At 54.5% G+C, this 19281-nt stretch carries 18 protein-coding genes; 3 read left to right on the top strand and 15 right to left on the bottom strand.

Translation table 11 applies throughout. The annotated features are described in order from the left end of the window. Both L692_RS0115370 and proC read left to right on the top strand, forming a co-directional pair. On the top strand, nt 1–1133 hold a 1133-nt coding region (locus L692_RS0115370), incomplete at its 5' end, for a glutamate-5-semialdehyde dehydrogenase (RefSeq protein WP_025701046.1). Between the two features lie 29 nt (nt 1134–1162). Continuing rightward, nucleotides 1163–2047, top strand: a complete 885-nt coding sequence (gene proC, locus L692_RS0115365; protein WP_025701045.1) for a pyrroline-5-carboxylate reductase — start codon at nt 1163–1165, stop codon at nt 2045–2047. A 170-nt stretch (nt 2048–2217) separates the two neighbouring features. Here the strand turns inward: proC and L692_RS0115360 are convergent, their stop codons facing one another. The 6 genes from L692_RS0115360 to L692_RS0115335 all read right to left on the bottom strand — a co-directional run bounded on the left by L692_RS0115360 (nt 2218) and on the right by L692_RS0115335 (nt 8613). Beyond that, complete coding sequence (locus L692_RS0115360; RefSeq protein WP_025701044.1) at nt 2218–2952, bottom strand: DnaD domain protein; 735 nt, start codon at nt 2950–2952, stop codon at nt 2218–2220. 16 nt (nt 2953–2968) lie between these two features. Next, nucleotides 2969–4264: an asparagine--tRNA ligase gene (gene asnS / locus L692_RS0115355; protein WP_025701043.1), complete on the bottom strand. Its 1296-nt coding sequence runs from the start codon at nt 4262–4264 to the stop codon at nt 2969–2971. A 111-nt stretch (nt 4265–4375) separates the two neighbouring features. Next, nucleotides 4376–5581, bottom strand: a complete 1206-nt coding sequence (locus L692_RS0115350) for an acetate/propionate family kinase (RefSeq protein WP_025701042.1) — start codon at nt 5579–5581, stop codon at nt 4376–4378. Beyond that, nucleotides 5578–6450 carry a 3-hydroxyacyl-CoA dehydrogenase family protein gene (locus L692_RS0115345; RefSeq protein ID WP_025701041.1) on the bottom strand — a complete coding sequence of 291 codons (873 nt, stop codon included), beginning with the start codon at nt 6448–6450 and terminating at the stop codon, nt 5578–5580. The genes L692_RS0115350 and L692_RS0115345 overlap by 4 nt, the downstream gene beginning before the upstream one ends. Nucleotides 6451–6584: 134 nt before the next feature. Next, entirely contained in the window at nt 6585–8087 is a 1503-nt protein-coding gene (locus L692_RS0115340) for an AAA family ATPase (protein ID WP_025701040.1), read from the bottom strand. Beyond that, nucleotides 8080–8613: a hypothetical protein gene (locus L692_RS0115335; protein ID WP_025701039.1), complete on the bottom strand. Its 534-nt coding sequence runs from the start codon at nt 8611–8613 to the stop codon at nt 8080–8082. Before L692_RS0115335 ends, L692_RS0115340 begins: the two co-directional genes overlap by 8 nt. Nucleotides 8614–8856: 243 nt before the next feature. Here L692_RS0115335 and L692_RS0115330 point away from each other — a divergent pair, with 243 nt between their 5' ends. Continuing rightward, complete coding sequence (locus L692_RS0115330) at nt 8857–9648, top strand: alpha/beta fold hydrolase (protein WP_025701038.1); 792 nt, start codon at nt 8857–8859, stop codon at nt 9646–9648. 49 nt (nt 9649–9697) lie between these two features. Here the strand turns inward: L692_RS0115330 and L692_RS0115325 are convergent, their stop codons facing one another. The 9 genes from L692_RS0115325 to L692_RS0115285 form a co-directional block, all read right to left on the bottom strand. Beyond that, nucleotides 9698–10216: a cell wall elongation regulator TseB-like domain-containing protein gene (locus L692_RS0115325; RefSeq protein ID WP_025701037.1), complete on the bottom strand. Its 519-nt coding sequence runs from the start codon at nt 10214–10216 to the stop codon at nt 9698–9700. Between the two features lie 109 nt (nt 10217–10325). Then, nucleotides 10326–11624, bottom strand: coding sequence for an amidohydrolase (locus L692_RS0115320; protein WP_025701036.1), 1299 nt, complete (start codon nt 11622–11624; stop codon nt 10326–10328). After that, nucleotides 11614–12264 (bottom strand): redox-sensing transcriptional repressor Rex, encoded by a 651-nt coding sequence (locus L692_RS0115315; RefSeq protein ID WP_025701035.1) that lies wholly within the window; start codon nt 12262–12264, stop codon nt 11614–11616. The genes L692_RS0115320 and L692_RS0115315 overlap by 11 nt, the downstream gene beginning before the upstream one ends. Before the next feature lie 335 nt (nt 12265–12599). Further along, nucleotides 12600–15458, bottom strand: coding sequence for an ATP-dependent DNA helicase DinG (dinG, locus tag L692_RS0115310; RefSeq protein WP_025701034.1), 2859 nt, complete (start codon nt 15456–15458; stop codon nt 12600–12602). A 115-nt stretch (nt 15459–15573) separates the two neighbouring features. After that, nucleotides 15574–16218, bottom strand: coding sequence for a tetratricopeptide repeat protein (locus tag L692_RS0115305; RefSeq protein ID WP_025701033.1), 645 nt, complete (start codon nt 16216–16218; stop codon nt 15574–15576). 106 nt (nt 16219–16324) lie between these two features. Further along, a complete protein-coding gene (panD, locus tag L692_RS0115300) occupies nt 16325–16708 on the bottom strand; it encodes an aspartate 1-decarboxylase (RefSeq protein ID WP_025701032.1) in 384 nt (127 codons plus the stop codon). After that, the gene (panC, locus tag L692_RS0115295; RefSeq protein ID WP_376717954.1) at nt 16701–17543 is read right to left on the bottom strand and encodes a pantoate--beta-alanine ligase; all 843 of its coding nucleotides are present in this window, start codon (nt 17541–17543) and stop codon (nt 16701–16703) included. Before panC ends, panD begins: the two co-directional genes overlap by 8 nt. Before the next feature lie 47 nt (nt 17544–17590). Further along, nucleotides 17591–18460 carry a 3-methyl-2-oxobutanoate hydroxymethyltransferase gene (gene panB, locus L692_RS0115290; RefSeq protein WP_025701030.1) on the bottom strand — a complete coding sequence of 290 codons (870 nt, stop codon included), beginning with the start codon at nt 18458–18460 and terminating at the stop codon, nt 17591–17593. A 351-nt stretch (nt 18461–18811) separates the two neighbouring features. Then, on the bottom strand, nt 18812–19281 hold a 470-nt coding region (locus L692_RS0115285), incomplete at its 5' end, for a biotin--[acetyl-CoA-carboxylase] ligase (protein ID WP_025701029.1).

The following is a 19281-nucleotide window of genomic DNA, read 5'->3' as shown; positions in this document are numbered from 1 at the left end:
GGGAGCCTGCCGCGATTATCGAGGCCAACGCCGAGGATCTGGAACGGGGCAGACAAGGCGGCACGCCGCAATCCATGCTGGACCGGTTGTCGCTGGATACGGCGCGGATTGACGCGATTGCTGAAGGGCTTCAGCAAATCGCCGTTCTTCCTGATCCGATCGGCGATACACTTGAAACGCTGGAGCGCCCGAACGGTCTGATTGTTGAGAAAATCCGTGTGCCGCTCGGCGTTATCGGCATTATTTATGAAGCCCGCCCGAATGTTACGGTCGATGCCGCCGGTCTATGCCTGAAGACGGGCAACGCGGTTGTACTCCGGGGCGGGTCCGCCGCCCTGTCGTCCAACCGCAAAATCGTCGAGGTGCTGCACGCCGCGCTGGCCGGGACGAACATCCCCCCGAACGCGCTCCAGCTTATCGAGGACCCGAACCGCTCCTCTGTTGATGAAATGCTCAAGCTGAACGGTCTGATTGACGTTATTATCCCGCGCGGCGGCAGCTCGCTAATTCAGAATGTAGTGAAGAACGCCACGGTTCCCGTTATCGAGACGGGCGCAGGCATCTGTCATACGTATCTGGATGCCAGCGCGGTGCCGGCGATGGCTGAATCCATCAGTCTGAACGCCAAAGCGCAGCGTCCCTCCGTCTGCAACTCGATGGAGACCCTGCTTGTTCACCGGAGCTTCGCGGCCGAGCACCTGAGCGCGCTCGGAGAGGCTTTCCGCAGCGCCAAGGTAGAGCTTCGCGGATGCGCGAGAACACAAACGCTCATTCCATGGGCGCTTCCGGTCACCGAAGAGAATTTTGCGACGGAATATAATGATTACATTCTTAACATTAAAATTGTGGACGGAATTGATGAAGCGCTGGAGCACATCGCCCGGTACGGCACGAAGCATTCGGAGTGCATTGTAACGGAGGACGAAGAGAACGCCGAGCGTTTCCAGGATGAAGTCGACGCCGCTGCGGTCTACCATAACGCGTCCACCCGCTTCACCGACGGCTTCGAATTCGGATACGGCGCGGAGATCGGAATCAGCACCCAGAAGCTGCATGCCCGCGGCCCGATGGGCCTGCCGGCGCTCACTTCTACCAAATATAAAATTTACGGCAACGGACAAATCCGGAGCTAGCCCTTATCCGGCAAGGAGGAAACAAGACGATGTGTCAACAAACCGCTAAGCCTTTGATTAATCATAAAGTCGTTTTTCACGGAGCTGGCTCCATGGCCGAAGCGATCGTTCGCGGTCTGATCGCCCGTTCCGTCATCTATGCCGACAATGTTGTGATGCTTAACCGCAGCAGCAGCGAACGTCTGGCTGAACTGCACTCCCGCTACGGCGTTGCCGGGACCAATGATTCGGAGCATAAGGAGGAATATTTGCGCAGCGCCCCGGTTATTGTGCTTGCCATGAAGCCCAAGGATGCGGCGGCGGCTCTTCGCAGCCTCGCCCCGCAGCTTAAGGACGAACAGCTAATCATTTCTGTCATCGCGGGCCTGTCCATCCGCACGATTCAGGGGCTGGTCGGCAAGAAACAGCCTGTTGTCCGCACCATGCCGAACACCTCCAGTTCCATCGGTCTTGGCGCAACAGGCATTGCCTTCTCCAAAGAAGTATCCGAAGAACAGCGGCGGCTTGCGCTTAACATGTTCGAAGCCATCGGCCTGACGGCCGTAATTGATGAAGAGCGTATTGAAACGCTGACCGGCGTCTCAGGCAGCGGCCCCGCCTACATCTATTACATGATGGAAGCGATGATCGCCGGGGGTATCCGCGGCGGACTGTCGAAGGAGCAAAGCACCGAACTGACCGTTCAGACCGTGCTTGGCGCGGCCCGCATGGTACAGCAGACAGGCGAAGAGCCTGCCTCCCTCCGCAAAAAGGTGACATCGCCAAACGGTACGACCCAAGCCGCGCTGGAAGTGCTCGACAAGGGAGATTTTTTTGAAACGGTTATAGCCGCAGTCAGCCGCTGCGCCGAGCGTTCGCGCGAGATGGGCGCGGCGCTGGACGAGGAGCTTACACCAAAAGACGATAACGAATAATTCATCAACCACCAAGGGACCCGCTTCCGATTGGAACAATCGCCCTTAAGTGCTCCGGCATCCGCAATAATTCCAGATCATCAAGCAGCAAAACAAGGCCGATCAGGTTAGATTCCTTGATCGGCCTTAACTATGTCCATATATACTGAATTTCCGCAGCGACCATCCTGTTACCTTCCACCGCGAAACCGCTGGGAGTACGCCTTGACGTCCTGGGCGTTCTTCACCCGGTTGCGGCTCCATTCCAGCAGAATCCGGTCGATATAACGAAAATGCATTTTTCCTGCGAATACGGATTCCTTCAGCGCAAGCAGAATCAATTCTTCAGGGTACCGGTCCTGATCCAGCCATCCGGAGATGGTCTCGCATTCCATTGGCGAAAGCGGACGGCCAAACTCCTTTTCGAACACAGAAAATAGACTGCGGCTTGCGTCTTCTCCTGGCGCATCCCCGGAAAAAATGCCGCCGGGTTCCGGCGATATTGCCCGGCTCCCGCTTCGAAACAGGTCACTCTTATCATCCGCCGCGAATGCATCATTCCGGGATGCGAGATAAATACCCAACTTATCGTACAGTCCCGAGAAATCATACCGTTCGTAATGGATGCCCTGCCGGTCGTCGCTGCCAGCCACAATCTTCAGGAATCCTTCCTTGATCAGCTTCTGCAGCTCACCGGCAATCACCGAAGCGCTACGGCCGGTTACGGCCTGAAGCTCCTCCAGAGAAGGAAAATCTTTGGCCTCCACCTGGCGGAATGAGAGCAGATGAATGAGCAGCAGCGTCTCGCTGCCGGTTAAACCGAGCTTCCGGTAAGCGGTTAGAAGCGCATAGGGAATGAGCGCCATCCCGCTCTGTAATCCCAAAGACACGCCGCCGCTCCAATTCTTTCCTTCTTTGCCGTCCATAAGCCCCTCCTCTCTCTTAAGGGTAGAGACGGTACAGCATGCGCGGGAACGGAATCGTCTCACGCACATGATCCAGCCCGCAAATCCAGGCTACAGTCCGTTCAAGACCCAAACCAAAACCGGAATGAGGAACGGAGCCATAGGTCCGGAGATCCATATACCATTTATACGTGTCGAGCGACAGCTCATGCTCCTTGAAGCGTTCCTCAAGCAGCTTGGGATCGTCGATCCGCTGCGATCCGCCGATAATCTCCCCGTATCCTTCCGGAGCAATCATATCCGCGCACAGCACGACCTCTGGGCGGCCCGGATCGGGCTTCATATAGAAAGCCTTGATTCCGGCAGGATAATGGGTAATGAATACCGGCTTATCATATTCTTCCGCAATCGCCGTTTCATGCGGCGCTCCAAAATCCTCGCCCCAAGGGATATCAAAGCCCTTCTCATTCAGGAATTTAATCGCGTCGTCATAGGTGATGCGCGGAAATGGAGCCTTGATATTCTCCAGCTTGGAAATATCGCGGCCAACCGCCTCCAGCTCCGCCCGGCAGTTCTTGAGAACGGACTGCACCACATGACTAATGAACTCCTCCTGAATGCGGAGACTTTCTTCGTGCTCCGTGAAGGCCATCTCCGGCTCGATCATCCAGAACTCGATCAAGTGGCGACGGGTTTTCGATTTCTCCGCTCGAAAGGTAGGCCCGAACGAATAGACCCGGCCCAGCGCCATGGCAGCGGCTTCCATATAGAGCTGTCCGCTCTGCGTCAAATAGGCGTCTTCTTCAAAATACTTGGTATGGAACAAATTGGTCGTTCCCTCCGCCGATGTCGGCGTCAGGATCGGAGGATCAACAAGCGTAAAGCCGTTAATATCGAAATACTCCTGAACCGCACGGATGATTTCCGCACGGATGACAAGAATCGCCCGCTGCTTCGAAGAGCGGAGCCACAGATGCCGGTGATCCATCAGGAAGTCGACGCCGTGCTCCTTGGGCGTAATCGGATAATTCTCGGTCAGGTGCAGAATTTCGATTCCGGTCACCGTCATCTCGTATCCCGATGGACTTCGGGGCTCCTCACGTATGGTCCCGGTGACGTACAGGGAGCTTTCCTGGGTCAGACTTTTAGCGTCGTTCCAGGTCTCCTCTGGCACCTCCGATTTCACTACAACGCCCTGAATATACCCGGTTCCGTCCCGAAGCTGGAGGAACTGAATTTTGCCGCTGGAGCGCTTGTTGTTTATCCAGCAGCCAATAATAACGCTTTCTCCAACATGATCCTTCACATTGCGGATAACCGTTTTGTTAGCCATGCCATCCATCTCTCCTAGGTAGAAGTACAGTGCGCAAAAGAGCCGACAGCCAAAGACCGCTAACGGGCCTTTGGCTGTGGGTTCCTCTTTCTTCAACTATATTGTAACTCTTTACGCTTGTTCTTGCACGATGCGAAGCGTATCGCGGGCGATAACGAGTTCCTCGTTGGTCGGAACGACCAGCACTTCCACCTTGGAGCCGCTCGCGGAAATACGGCGAGGATCGCCGGAGCGGATCTTGTTCGCTTCCTTGTCGAGTTCGATTCCAAGGAAGGTCAGGTTACTCAGTACCTTCTCGCGGAGAACGACCGCATTCTCGCCTACACCAGCAGTAAAGGCGATGACGTCAACACCGTCCATCGCGGCCGCATAGGCGCCAATGTATTTGCGCAGACGGTATTCATACATTTCAAAGGCCAATGTGGCATTGGGTTCGCCCTTCTCATAGCCCTCAATAATGTCGCGCATGTCGCTGCTTGTTCCGGAAATGGCGAGCAATCCGCTGTGCTTATTAAGCATGGAGCTGGCTTCGCCAGGAGTAAGCTCTTCCTTGTTCATTACATAAGGAACAACCGCCGGATCGATATCACCGCTGCGCGTACCCATCATGAGGCCTTCCAGCGGGGTCATGCCCATCGAGGTATCCACCGAAATTCCGCCTTGAACCGCAGTAACGCTGGCTCCGTTGCCGATATGGCAGGTGATGATCTTAAGGTCTTCGAGCGGACGTTCCAGGTACTCGGCCACAGCCTTGCTTACAAAATCATGGGATGTGCCGTGAGCGCCGTAACGGCGGACTTTATACTTGTTGTACAGCACTCTCGGAATGGCGTACATATAAGCTTTTTCCGGCATAGTCTGATGGAACGCGGTATCGAATACGACAACTTGTGGAACACCCGGCATATTGACTTCCGAAGCGGTAATCCCCATAACGGCCGCCGGGTTATGTAGCGGCGCGAGGTCGAACAGCCGGCGGATTTCCGATTTGGCCGCTCCGTTTACCAGTGCCGATGCCTTAAAGGTCTCGCCGCCGTGAACGACACGGTGACCAACGGCATTGATCTCTTCGATGGAGTCGATCACGCCATGCTCCTTGTCGGTCAGATTGGCCAATACTTTACGGATTGCCGTTGTATGTTCCAGAATTTCGCTTACTTCGGTAACTTCCTGTTTGCCTGTCGGCTTGTGGGTCAGGATCGAGGAATCCATACCAATGCGCTCAACCAAACCTTTGGCCAGCACGGATTCATCCGTCATGTCATAAAGCTGATATTTCAGCGAAGAAGAGCCTGCGTTAATTACTAGTACCTTCATATACGGTCACCATCCTTGTCATACTTGAAGAAGCCTTCGCCAGATTTCATGCCCAGTTGCCCCGCGCGCACCATCTTCTTCAGAATGGTCGACGGACGGTATTTCAGTTCGCCATACTCGCGGAACATGCGCTCCAGAGCGGCAAGCACCGAATCCAGGCCGAAGCGGTCAGCCATTTCAAGCGGGCCGTATTGGAATTGATAGCCGATACGCATGGCATCGTCGATATCTTCAGGGGAGGCGACGCCTTCCTGCAGAACATGCATAGCTTCATTAATGAACAGGCAAATGAGGCGTGAAGTTACAAATCCAGGGGATTCGTAGATCATTACGCCTTTCTTCTCGACAACATCGTCAACAAAAGCTTTGGTGTTCTCAAATGTCGAATCGGATGTCTTAAGGCCGCGTACGATTTCTACAACGTCCACCTTGGCAACCGGATAGATGAAATGCATGCCGATGACACGTTCAGGATACATCGTGGAGCTTGCAAGCTCCGTCAAGCTGAGCGTGGACGTGTTGCTGGCAAGAATAATATTGTTCGGACACACCTGGTCGAGCTGATTGAATACCTTTTTCTTCTCTTCCAGATCCTCAATTATGGTTTCAATGACCATATCGCAGGCACTAAGCTCAGCGAAATGAGTTACTTTTTGGATTCGGCCGAGGATAAGCTTCTTCTCCGCCTGGGTGATTGCCCATTTCTCCAGTTGTTTGTCGAGACTGGTCTCGATCATGCTGTAAGAGTAGTCCAATTTTTCCGGCGTCTTCTCCACCAGCAGAACATCCAGGCCCTTGGCTGCCAGCATTTCGGCAATCCCTTGTCCCATCGTGCCTCCGCCGATGACACCGATTTTTTTAAAATTCATAAAAAGCCTCCATCCTTTAGGTATCTCTACATTTTTGTAGCACCTTTTTTTGTGTCGAAAAAAACTGCATATTCCGACATATAATCATATCTTAGCATGCATTAAAAGTAAAAAAAAATAACCGGCATCAAGAATTATGCCGGTAAAAGGACACTGTCACGAAATTGACAACGAAATTGTTCTCCAGAGAGCACTTCTTCCTTCATCAGGATATCCAGGGAATACTCGAATACATTTCGTTTATTTTCCAGAAGCGAACGGGTTCGCTCCATTAATTCGTCCAAAATTTTGCTGTTCTCTTTCATCAGCTCTTCCGTCGTCACCATCTCCAGCTTGGCGATGCCGAGGGAGGTCAGACCGGATTTCATCATCATTTCCACAATGCCGAGCGCCTGATCGAAATCGCCGCGGGAGCCGGTGCTCCGCCCCCCGTAATGCATTTCTTCGGCCGCCGCTCCGCCAAGCGCGATCATAATCTGCTCCTCCAGATAGTCCTTCGTGTACAGATACTGGTCCTGCTGCGGGTTATGCCGCACATAGCCGAGCGCCTGCCCGCGCGGAGTAAGCGTCACCTGGCTGACACTGCCCGGACGCAGAAGCTCGGCCATAATGGCATGTCCCAGCTCATGGATCGCCACCCGCTTCTTCTCTTCCTGATTCGTCTCGCGGTCCGTCTTCTCGCCCATCATCACCTTGTCGATCGCCATCGCCAGATGGCGGTCCTCTACCTGGGTCAAGTTATCGCGCATCATATAGATCGCGGCTTCGTTCATCACGCTTTCGAGCTGGGCACCGGAGAAGCCGTAAGCTTCCTCCGCAACTTTATCCAGAATGACGTCCGGGTGAAGCGGTTTGTTCTTGGCATGCAGCTCAAGAATCGACCTGCGGCCTTTTTTGTCGGGCATGTCCACTTGAATATGCCGGTCGAAGCGCCCGGGACGCAGCAACGCCGGATCAAGCATCTCCTTGCGGTTCGTGGCGGCGATCAGCAGAATGCGCGGAGTTTCCGAGTTATAAATACCATCCATCTCGGTAAGGAGCTGGTTAAGCGTCTGGTCGTACTCCCGCTGCTGCCCGCCCTCCCGCTTGCCGCCGATGACGTCGATTTCATCGATGAAAATAATGGCGCTCTCCTTGCTCTCCTTGACGGCGCGGTTACGGGCGTCCTTGAACAGATCGCGGATGCGCCCGGCGCCGACGCCGACATACATTTCAACGAACTCGCTGCCGGAGGCCGCCACGAATACGGAGTTCGTATAATGGGCCGCAGCCTTCGCCATCAGCGTCTTGCCTGTCCCGGGAGGGCCTGTCAGAAGAATCCCTTTGAGCGGACGAATGCCGAATTTGCTGATTTCCTCATGCCGGATCAAAAAATCGAGCGCCTCGCGCAGCTCCTGCTTCGCGTTATCCTGGCCGCCGATTTCTTCAAACGTCAGCCTGGCCGGGCCGTTCTTCTTGCGCTTCTTCTCCGCGCCCGCGTTCACGGCAATGCCGCCGCGCATATGAGTGATGACGAGCAGAGCGCCGACCATTGCACCCGCGACGATGACAGGCACGATATTAATGCCGAGAAAAGCGAGAAAAATCAGCAGCACCGGCACAAATCCGATCAATACTTCTTTGCTCCATTTAGGCATTGTTCCATACCCCCATCGTTTCAGGCTCGCGCGGCAAAATAATAAATTTGCTCTCTTTGCCGTCCGACAAACTCACGTATACATTCTTGTCGTCGATTTCTGTTGTAACGGCAACATTCTTATACTGGGCGGACAGCTTCTTCAGCGCCTCCGGGATAGCCGTATATTTGCGGCTCTCCATTGCTTCGGCCACGGAGAACAGCGCCTGATCCCAATAATCGTCCAGCACTTGGCTCGAATGCTCCTCCACATCAAGCTTAATGGTCCGGTCTCCGATTATGGACTTGCCCTCGGTGTTTATATATTGAACCAGTTCACGAAGCTTCGTGCCCGGCTGCAAATCAAGTTTCAAAGTGACTTCATTGCGGTTAATGGTAATATGGGATTGCTTAACACCCTCATAGCTGCTGACCACCTTTTCAAGCGGTTCCTGAACGGCAAACTCACGGTACAAAAACCACCCGCCGAACAGCAGCGCACCAGACAGCAATGCAGTCAACACTACAGGTATTAGACGGATCTTCAAACAATGTCCCCCTCTCTAATGATGTCAAAATATTATGGCTTCCAAGCAGCGTGCTAACGCCATCCGAGGTCGGCATGCATTTTGGCATGCCCCCGATACAACTAGTAGTATATCATAGGTGTATATACTAGAACGAATCAAATGTGAATAATATTTAAAATTTTACGTTCTAAATTCTCCCTTTGTTTTTTAATTCCGACATACATATAACTTTCCGGGGCTGCCCGAAAGGAGATCAGTTGTGTGGCTAAAACGTACGGCAAGCCTCCCTATCAAACCTTTTTAATTCATGGCGGGCCGGGCGCTGCCGGAGAGATGGCTGGAGTTGCGACTTTTTTATCACAGAGATTCGGAGTTGTCGAGTCCTTTCAGACCCGGCTGACAATAAATGAATTAATCCTGGAACTTAAGAAGGATATTGAGCATTACAGCGACGGGCCAGTCAGCTTGGTCGGTTACTCTTGGGGTGCGTGGTTGAGCTATATTTTTGCGGCCTCCTTTCCGGAGCTCGTTCGGAAGTCAATTCTAGTCGGGAGCGCTCCTTACAAGCAGCATTATACCAAAGATCTTCAAGCCACCCGGTTAGCCCGATTAAGCGAGGAGGATAAAAGAAGAGTCCGTGAGCTCGAGGCCGGGCTGGAAAAAAACGAATCCAATAAGAATGAAATTCTTCGTCAATATGGTAAACTAATGGAAATAACAGACCTGTATGATCCCTTACCCTCTGATGATGGCATGGTGGAATTCAATTTGAATGTTTATCATCACATATGGCAAGAAGCCGATGCACTTAGGTCATCCGGCGAACTGCTGAAGCTAGGCTATAATGTTGTCTGTCCTGTTGTCGCGATTCACGGAGTACATGATCCTCATCCTTATTCAGGCGTCATACAACCTCTGTCTGCCGTCCTTCAAGACTTCCGTTATCACTTACTGGAGCACTGCGGACATACCCCCTGGAAAGAAAGATTGGCCAAAGATCATTTTTATCATTTACTTCTTGCTGAGCTGCCCGAAAAAATCTTTGAAGTATAAAGAACCAGCCAACCTCTAGAGGCATGGCTGGTTCTTTATTTACGTCCCGCTAACGGTTCGGAAGGCTGTATCCTTCGCCGATCTGCTCGCCATCCGAGAAGCGGTAGAAGCGGTAATAGTACCGGTCTCCTTCTTTATAAAAAAGCTGCCAGGCGTACTCGCCGTTATACGCGCCGGGAAGCAGGCGTTTGATCTCTGCGCCGGGAATGGAGGCGGCGATCTTCTGCCGCATTTGGTCCTCGGAGACTCCCTGGGACAGCTCCTGCGCATACACCGCGTTCTCCCCTTGGACCGGCTTTCCGTCAGCCGTAAAACGCACCCACACCATCATCTCGGAGCCGGTCTTGTTCTTCCCGGTAACCACCCAATAGATGGAGTTCTCGTCCCACACCGATTTCTCCGCTTGATCGATCTCGGTCAGGCCTGCCCCGCCAATCGCCGCAGCTTCGGCAGCGCTCCGCTCGCTCCATTGATCCTTCAACACGTAGGCAAAAAATTGATAGATTCCAAACAGAAGGAGCAGGGCCAGAAACACCCCGTACACCAGCCATTTTCTCCTTTTTCTCAACGTGCAGCTCTCCTTTTAGGAAGAAACCGTAACGCCGTCCCCAAAAGACGCGGCTCTCGTTTCCTTTGTTCCAGTATTGATGGGAGGCCGCCGGCGGCGCTCCATGAAATTAACGCTTCAATAAATCCTCGAAGGCTTCCTGCGCCTTGCGGCGGATTTCCTCTTCGTCCAGAGTCAGACATTTTCCGTGCTTCACAACCTGCTTGCCGTCCACCCACACATGCTCTACATCCTTGGCGCTCGCCGAGTATACCGCGTGGGATAACAGGTCCGTATGCGGCAGCAGATGCGGCTGATCGATATTAATGGCGATAAAATCGGCCTTCATTCCCGGCGCAAGCCTGCCCACTTGATTAAGGAACACAGACTTCGCGCCATACTCTGTTGCTATACGCAGAGCCTCGCCTGCCGGAACCGCCGTCGGATCGCCGGACACGCCTTTATGAATCAGCGCAGCCAGCCGCATCTCCTCAAACATATCCAGGTTGTTGTTGCTTGCCGCGCCATCCGTTCCAAGCGATACGGTCACGCCGGCCTTCAGCAGCTCGGGAACGCGCGCCACACCGCTAGCCAACTTCAGATTGCTGCCCGGATTATGCGAGACGCCAACAGAGTTGCGGGCCAGAATCTCAATTTCCTCATCGTTCAGATGGACGGCATGCGCCACCAGCGACGGGCGGGTGAACATGCCAAGCTTCTCCAGATGGGCAACGGGCCGCAGGCCGTAATCCGCCTCGTTCTGCTCCACTTCCCGCCGGGTTTCCGACATATGGGTATGAATAGGCAGGTCAAGATCATGCGCCGCCTGAACGAATTTCTCTAAATAATCTGGAGGGCAGGTGTATGGCGAATGGGGAGAGATCATGGCGGTAATTCGTCCGTTCGCCGCATTATGCCATTTTTTCGCAAAAGCAACCGCTTCCGCAAGCTTCTGATCCTGCACCTCAGCCGGACACAGCCCGATTACGCCGCGCATCAGAACAGCGCGTATGCCGGATGCTTCCGCAACCTCCGCCACCCGGTCCATCTGGTCATACATATCGAGAAACGTCGTCGTTCCGCCCTTGAGCATTTCCAGCACCGAGAGAGCGGTTCCCCAGTAGACGTCGTCTCCGGTGAACTTTCCTTCCATCGGCCACATTTTCTCCTCAAGCCATACCTGGAGGGCAAGATCGTCTCCATATCCGCGCAACAGCGACATCGCCGCATGCCCGTGCGTATTAACAAGTCCGGGCAGGAACAGCAGGCGGCTGCCTTCAAAGACAGGTACGTCTTCTTCAAGGACAGGCGGTTCTTCCCCTATGTATGTGATGCAGTCGTTATCGATTACCATATAGCCGCCAAGCACAGGCTTATCTGTGCCGGGTACGGCAAATTTGCCGTTGCGGATCATCCATTTAGTACTCATGCTCTTCCTCGTCCTTTCCTTCATGCAGATAGTAAGCCAGACTTTGCAGGTCGGTCGTAAAGTCCGCCGCATGCACACGAATCCCGGATGGCGTCTTCAGAATAACCGGAGCGAAATTGAGAATGGCCTCAATGCCGGCTTCGATGAGAATATCCGCTACCTTTTGCGCCTCCTGCTCGGGCACGGTAATGATGGCAATGCGTATGCCCTGCTCGCGGACGGTGCTTGCCAGCTCATCCATGGGCTGAACGGTCAATGTATTGATCTTCGTCCCGATCTTTGGCGGATAAGAATCAAAGACGGCTGTAATTTTCATTGTGTCCTTCAGATAGATATTGTAGTTGGACAGCGCCTGACCCAGATTCCCGGCTCCTACCAGAACTACGTTGATCTGCTGGTCCAGCTTCAGGATATGGCGGATCTTCTCGATCAGGTAAGGCACGTCATACCCGATGCCCTTTCTGCCGAAGTCGCCAAAGTAGGCCAAATCCTTGCGGATCTGCGCGGGATTCAAATCCAGCCGCTGCCCGAGTTCTTGAGAGGAAACAGTAGCGATTTCTCGTTTATGCAGGTCGTTCAAAAAACGCAGATACACCGGCAATCTGCGGACGACGGCCTCCGATATTTTGTCCGATTTCATGTGTTCTCCTCCTACATTTTAATAAGACCCTCCCAAACCCTCCCTAACAGGGAGGGCCCCAAGGGCTGCCGCCCTCTGGACACCCGCTAACGGCAAATTGGCGTTGGCGGAAGTTGGGCGGGACCTTGAATCAGGCGGATGAAGGATCGCTTTTCGTCCCTGACGGGACACGCTTGACACTTGGCGGAATCTAGTTACAAAAACCGCAAAAAAGATAAATGCTGTCAGATCGGCCTATGTGGTACAATGGCCGATCAAGTGCTTAAAGGCGAAAGACTGGATCGGCCCATGTTGTACTATGGCCGATCGAGTGCAAAGATATTGGTTGCCTGCGGTTAGGATACGCCATCCTGCGACAGCCATTCAGCGATGCGGGGGACCATTTGTTCCGTTGCCATATGCTCCATTTTGGGTCCCGGCAAGGAGTACAGGAAATACTTGCCGTAATAAGATTCGATTACTCTGGTATCATAAACAATAACAATGCCGCGATCCTGCGCGGTCCGCACAAGCCGGCCGAAGCCTTGCTTGAAACGGATGACAGCCTGAGGCACGGACAGCTTCATGAACGGGTTCTTCTTCTGGGCCTGCAGCAGCTCGGCCTTCGCCTCCGCCAGCGGATGGCTGGGCGGCTGAAAAGGCAGTCTGACAATCGCGAGGCAGGTTAGCGCGTCCCCCGGGATATCCACTCCTTCCCAGAAGCTGCTCGTTCCGAGCAGGACGGAAGCGGAGTTCTCCTGGAACCGTCGCAGCAGCTTGGTCCGGCTTCCTCCTTCAACGCCTTGGCCCAGCACGGCGATATCCTCGGACGCGAGCGCCTCCTTAAGAGGTTCGTAGACCTGCCGAAGCATCTTATACGATGTGAACAGCACCAGCATCCGTCCGCGCGTCGTCACCGCGGCTTCGGCAAGGGAATGAACCAGCGTATCGACAAACCGGGCGTCGCCGACGGTGCCCTTCACACTGGGGAAATCCCGGGGGATGACCAGCAGCGCCTGATCCCGGTACTTGAAGGGAGAAGGCAGCTGCACGGCCTTTAGCTTCCCTTCCTCCTGGGCCTCGTTTAAACCGAGGTTGTCGATCATATACTGGAACGATTTATCAACGGATAACGTTGCCGAAGTCAGGATGGCGCTTTTTTTCTTATCGAAGAACAGCTCCTTCAGCTGCGCGCTGACATCGACGGGCACGGCATACAACTGTAATGATTTGCTGCGGTAATTTCCATTTGCCTCCAGCCAATATACAACATTCTCGTCATTCATGCCCATAAAAAAACGCACTTGCTCGCGGATATCTGCTAAATCTTTAAACAGCCCGCCCACATCGGTTACAAGGCTGTCCGCCGAGGACTGTCCCTCTTGGTCGCGCATTTCGAGAAGCATCTTGTCGCCCTTGCGGATAATATCGCTTAATGACTGGTTCAGGGTGTTCTCCAGCGAAGCAAGCTCCTCCCAGCCTTTCGGCTTCCTGGAGGGCAGAAGGCGATGCACAAGCTGGCCCGCTTCCCCCGCCGCCGAATCGGCGCGTTCAGGGATCAGGGCGAACAGCTTCTCGCTGAGCAGATCCCACGCCTCTTTGACGGTAAGGAGGTCGGGATACAGCCGGTCGATAACGCCGCTCCACTCGGCGGCCTGCTCGCTGCCCGAGCTTTGGAGAAGCTGGCGCAGCGCGGGCAGTTGGCCGGTGCGGCTGTCTTTGTACAGGCGGTTCAGCGTATGGGTGACGGTAAAATGCTTCATATGCATACCAAGGTGCTTCCCGGCCACCTCCTCCAGCTGATGCGCTTCGTCGATCACAAGGTAATCATGAGAAGGAAGCAGCTGGTGGCCCGCCTTCATATCGGCAAACAGCTTCGAGTGGTTCGTAATGACCACGTCGGCGTTGCCTGCCTCATGCTTGGCGCGGTGATAATAGCATTTGCGGAACCAGGGGCAGGCGCGGCCCAGGCAGGAGTCTGTATCGCTCGCCACCGTTTCCCAGAAATCGCCGCCCCGGCCGTTTAAATTCAGCTCTTCGTCGTCGCCCGATTCAGTCTGGGTAAGCCAGACAATCATTTGCGCCGAGGTCAAAATATCCTCTCTCGGGGAGACGTAATCCTTTTTATTTATTTTATGTTCAAACTTGCGCAGACACAAATAGTGTCCCCTTCCCTTGAAGACGGCAGCCTTGAACGGAAAAGGAACGGCTTCGGTCAGGAGAGGAACATCGCGCTCGCGGAGCTGCTCCTGAAGGTTGATCGTATGGGTGCTGACCATTACCTTTTGACCTGTGCGGACGCTCTGGTAAATGGCCGGCAGCAAATAGCCGAGCGACTTGCCGGTTCCCGTACCCGCTTCAATCAGCAGATGCTTCTCTTCTTCCAGCGCCTTGATGACTTCGCCGAACATAATTTCCTGAGCCTGACGGCTTTCGTACTGGGGCAGGATGCGCCGCAGCCGCTCGGTTATCTCGTTCAGGTAAGCCTCAAAAGACATATGCTCCGCCGGACTATCGCCATCCTCGCGGGGAGGAGCCAGCTCCGTCCAATCGCCCACGGCCAGCGCCAACTGGCGGTAAAACTTAAGATCGCCTTCGGGCTGGAACGTTTCCAGCTCCCGTTCGCTCAGCAGCCCCTCAAAAAACCAGCTCAGATCGCTGTCTTCACCGGCGAACAGCTCGGTCAGCCGCTGCACCGTGAGCAAAGGCAGGCTGTACAGCTCATCCAGACATTTCAGCAGAACAAGCGCCGTCGCCAGCGCGTCGCTGTCCGCCTGATGCGGACGCTCATGAGCAAGCCCGAAATGGGAGCTGACGTTGCCAAGCTGATAGGAGGTAAGCGACGGAAAGCAGATTTTCAAAAAATCGATTGTATCAAGAATACGCCCCTGAAACGGCAAATATCCGCACCGGTCCAGAGCGTTCTGAAGAAAATGAAAATCGAAAGCGACGTTATGCCCGACAAGCACGACATCGTCCAGAAGAGGCACCAGCTCCATCATCATCTCTTCCAGTTCAGGCGCGTCCTCGACATCGCTGTCTGTAATGCCGGTTAAGCCGGTTATAAAAGGGGGTATCGGTCCTCCGGGCTTGACGTAGGAACCGTACACACGCGAAATGGACCGGTCTTCTTCTATAATGGCAAGTCCAACCTGGATAATTTCACCTACGGATTGGGTTCCCGTTGTTTCAAAATCAAGCACGGCAAATTTCATGATGGTCTAAACCCTTTCATTCAAAGACTCTTACTCAGCATAACAGAAGTTGCGAAAAAAGGCGATGCACCCCGCCGGAAGCAGCGGTTGCATCACCAAATGAAACACCTGATTATTATAGTAGCGAAACCAACTGCTGTCCGATCTGAAGCTCGCCGCTGCCCCGCCTGCATACCTCAAGGTTGGCGTCCGGCTCAGGAAGAGCCGGATCATATTTCAGCGCCAGCCCGAACAGTTCCTTCGCTTCATCGAACCGGCGTCCCGACGCCGCAATGCAGCCCACGGCGTTATACAGATTCGCCTTCAGCTTGCGGCTCTGAACCCGGGGCAGCATATGCTCCAGGTGAACCCGCGCGGCGACCGCTTCCCCCTGATGAAGATGGGACATGGCCAAATACAGGCGGGCGGCCAGGTTATCGGGATAATGAGAGATGACAACGCTGAACTGCTCGATGCATTTTGGAAACATCAGCAGCTTGTAATACCCTTGGCCGCGCGCAAAATTTTCCATCTCAATTCCGGAATCTGCCCCGCCAAGCGGCGTCTCCGGTTCAGGCTCATCCGTAAGCTCAACCTTCTGGCGAAACAGACTGAGCGCTTCCGCAAAGGCCAGCCATTCATCCAGCGCCTGATCGCTAAGCTTGCGGAGCATGCGGTATTTGTCCAAAAGCTCATGCCGCCTTGCCCCCTTAGCCTCCGGCAGCTGTCTGGCAATGTCGGAAAGCAGGTCGTTCATTTCGGCAAACATCTGTTGAAACATAGGAGCCATCCCTCCTCGCGAAAATGAGATCAGTGCAGCTTGCCTGACTTCATTGTTCGCCCGGAGCCGTCCTTTCATGCGTGGCAGTCATTGCAAGGTCTTAAGTTCACGCAATCGTCGCGTGAAGCTCTTTATTGTCAAGCTTGACGGGACGGTTGTTCTCATCCACAAACACGACAGTCGGCTTATGCTGCTCAAGCTCTTCACGCGACAGCATCGCGTAAGAAATAATAATGACGGTATCGCCGGGCTGCACAAGCCGCGCCGCCGCGCCGTTCAGACAAATGACGCCGCTGCCGCGAGGGCCCGGTATACAATAGGTCTCCAGACGCGAACCGTTGTTGTTGTCCACAATCTGCACCTTCTCGTTCTCCAGCAGGTCGGCGGCTTCCATCAGATCCTCGTCAATCGTAATGCTGCCGACGTAATTCAGGTTGGCTTCGGTGACCGTCGCCCGGTGAATTTTCGATTTCATCATATGTCTATACAAGCGCTGCAACCTCCTTCGGCGTAAAGATAATATTGTCAATCAGGCGGGTGCGGCCGAACCGGACGGCCAGCGCCATAATAATTTCCCCTTCGGCTCCCGTAAGCGGCAAGCCGCCTTCAAGCGGTTCAAGGCCGGGAAAAGTTAAGATTTCCGCATAATCAATGTCGGCAAGCGGCGAACCGGAAATGACGGAGGTAAGCAGTTCCCGGACTTCCCCGGCCGTCTCCGCCCGTCCTTCCTCTACCGCCTTGCGCGCTTCCTGAAGCGAGCGGGACAGCACCAGCGCCTGACGGCGCTCTTCGGCCGACAAATAAACATTGCGGGAGCTGAGCGCAAGCCCGTCGCGTTCACGCACGATCGGACAAGGGATGATCTCCACATTCATGTTCAGGTCCTCCACCATTTGCCGAAGCACCGCCACCTGCTGCGCGTCCTTCAGTCCGAAAAAGGCATATTCGGGCTGCACCAGGTTGAACAGCTTGGCGACCACGGTCGTCACTCCGTCAAAATGACCCGGGCGCGAGGCTCCGCACAGTCTTGTCGTCAGCGAAGACACCGCGATTTTAGTCCGGGTTGGACGGGGATACATGACGTCAACGGACGGAATAAACACAATATCCGCACCCTCGCGTTCCGCAAGCTCCAAATCCCGCTGCTCGTCGCGCGGATAAGCTTCATAATCCTCATTCGGTCCGAATTGAATCGGATTGACAAAAATGCTCATGACCACGGTGCCGCACATTTCTCCCGCCCGCCGCAGCAGGCTTGCATGGCCTTCATGCAAATAACCCATGGTCGGAACCAGCCCGACGGGTCCCTGACCGGTACGCCGCATAAATCCGACGGCTTCCCGAAGCTGTTCTACCGTTCTAACGACTCTCATTATGATCTCGCTCCCTTTCCGGCCGCGCCGTATAATGATTCCAGCACACCCTCATCCGCGCCGAACGCATGGCTCTGGTCCGGAAAGGCCCGCTGCTTGACTTCCTGCACATATTGGCCGAGCGCTTCGCGGATTATTCCGCCAACATCGGCATACGTCTTCACAAAGCGCTTCTCCCGGTAAGGCGAAGCATACCGCAGCACATCGTGGAAGACGAGCACCTGCCCGTCGCAGTAACGTCCCGCCCCGATTCCGATGGTCGGAATGGCAAGCTCCTTCGTGATGGCTTCCGCCACTTCCTCGGTCACCAGCTCCAGCACGACGCCAAAGGCGCCCGCCTTCTCCAGCGCTTTAGCCTCGTCCATCAGCCGCTGCGCATCCCGGGCATCCTTGCCCTGTACCCGGTACCCGCCGATGGTGTTCACCGACTGCGGGGTAAGCCCGATGTGGCCCAGCACAGGCACACCCGCCGACACGATGGAGGATACGGCCCCGCAAATTTCAAGCCCGCCTTCCATCTTGACCGCATGGGCATGTCCCTCCTGCATAAGGCGGCGGACATTCTTAAGCGTCTCGTCGATGCCGCCGTGATACGTCATGAATGGCATATCCGCTACGATAAACGTATGCTCCGCCCCTCTGGCAACCGCCCGGGTGTGGTACACCATATCGTCGATGGTGACCGGCAGCGTAGAGTCGTACCCGAGGACGACATTGCCGAGCGAGTCCCCGACCAGAATCATATCGACACCGGCTTCCTCGGCCAGAACGGCCGAAGGATAGTCGTACGCGGTCAGCATGCTCAGCGGCACGCCTTCCGTCTTCATCTTTTTCATTTTCACAATATTCAGCGCTTGTTTACCAGCCATTCCCTTTTCCCCTTATGCGAGTCACCGCGCTTGTTTCAGCGCAAACAAAAAAACCTTTTAGCGAAAATCCGCTAAAAAGGTCCGAAGGGCAAAAAAGAGTCACTCGCGATCGTCCCTTCTGTCTCGGTCCTTGCGGCTCAGAGCAGAATCCAACGTAACCGTTCCATACAGTTACAAGAAGAAACGGCCTGTACAGTCCTCTTGCCGAGGAAGGCATTCGTTTCTCATAAAAATTTACCAGCTTTACTATCGCCAGGAGTGCAGTTCTGATCAGCAGATACCGCCTCTTGCGAACAGTATAACAAATCCGCCGGACAATTACACGATATAAATGTGACAAGGTATGGGATTTTAAATCAGCGTAATCTCGCCGGAACAGACACTTGTCACCGATCCGTTATCCTCCCGCAGCAGCAGTCCACCATCTTCGCCAAGGCCTACAGCCGTTCCTTCCAGCCACCCCTGCGGTGTCTTGAGCCTGATTCTTCTGCCAAGGGTAACGGACATCTCCTCCCATAATCGGGAGATCGGTTCCAAACCCTGAGCCAAATACAGCTTGTAGTGGTATTGCAGCTCCCGCAGCACTTTGGCGGCCAATTCCTCGCGGTCAACCGGCATGCCGCCCTCAATCAGCAGCGAGGTCGCAATACTTCGAAGCTCGGGCGGATAGTCTTCCTCCGACAGGTTGGCGCCGATGCCGATTCCGGCGATGGCATACTGAAGCCCCCCCGGCCCGGCGCTCGCCTCGACCAAAATCCCGCACAGCTTTCTGCCCCGGGCCAAAAGATCGTTCGGCCATTTAATGCCTGCTTCCACTCCGG

Origin of the sequence: Paenibacillus forsythiae T98, assembly GCF_000520735.1 — a bacterium.
GTDB classification, from domain to species: Bacteria; Bacillota; Bacilli; order Paenibacillales; family Paenibacillaceae; genus Paenibacillus_AQ; species Paenibacillus_AQ forsythiae.
Note: the sequence above shows the minus strand (reverse complement) of the source record. Positions and strands in the feature narration are given on the sequence as shown.

What these genes read in the sequence shown, in the direction of transcription:
- proC (WP_025701045.1), top strand. Translation starts at nt 1,163, where the DNA reads ATGTGTCAACAAACCGCTAAGCCTTTGATTAATCATAAAGTCGTTTTT.
- L692_RS0115360 (WP_025701044.1), bottom strand. Translation starts at nt 2,952, where the DNA reads ATGGACGGCAAAGAAGGAAAGAATTGGAGCGGCGGCGTGTCTTTGGGA.
- asnS (WP_025701043.1), bottom strand. Translation starts at nt 4,264, where the DNA reads ATGGCTAACAAAACGGTTATCCGCAATGTGAAGGATCATGTTGGAGAA.
- L692_RS0115350 (WP_025701042.1), bottom strand. Translation starts at nt 5,581, where the DNA reads ATGAAGGTACTAGTAATTAACGCAGGCTCTTCTTCGCTGAAATATCAG.
- L692_RS0115345 (WP_025701041.1), bottom strand. Translation starts at nt 6,450, where the DNA reads ATGAATTTTAAAAAAATCGGTGTCATCGGCGGAGGCACGATGGGACAA.
- L692_RS0115340 (WP_025701040.1), bottom strand. Translation starts at nt 8,087, where the DNA reads ATGCCTAAATGGAGCAAAGAAGTATTGATCGGATTTGTGCCGGTGCTG.
- L692_RS0115320 (WP_025701036.1), bottom strand. Translation starts at nt 11,624, where the DNA reads ATGAGTACTAAATGGATGATCCGCAACGGCAAATTTGCCGTACCCGGC.
- L692_RS0115315 (WP_025701035.1), bottom strand. Translation starts at nt 12,264, where the DNA reads ATGAAATCGGACAAAATATCGGAGGCCGTCGTCCGCAGATTGCCGGTG.
- dinG (WP_025701034.1), bottom strand. Translation starts at nt 15,458, where the DNA reads ATGAAATTTGCCGTGCTTGATTTTGAAACAACGGGAACCCAATCCGTA.
- L692_RS0115305 (WP_025701033.1), bottom strand. Translation starts at nt 16,218, where the DNA reads ATGTTTCAACAGATGTTTGCCGAAATGAACGACCTGCTTTCCGACATT.
- panC (WP_376717954.1), bottom strand. Translation starts at nt 17,543, where the DNA reads ATGCGGCGTACCGGTCAGGGACCCGTCGGGCTGGTTCCGACCATGGGT.
- panB (WP_025701030.1), bottom strand. Translation starts at nt 18,460, where the DNA reads ATGGCTGGTAAACAAGCGCTGAATATTGTGAAAATGAAAAAGATGAAG.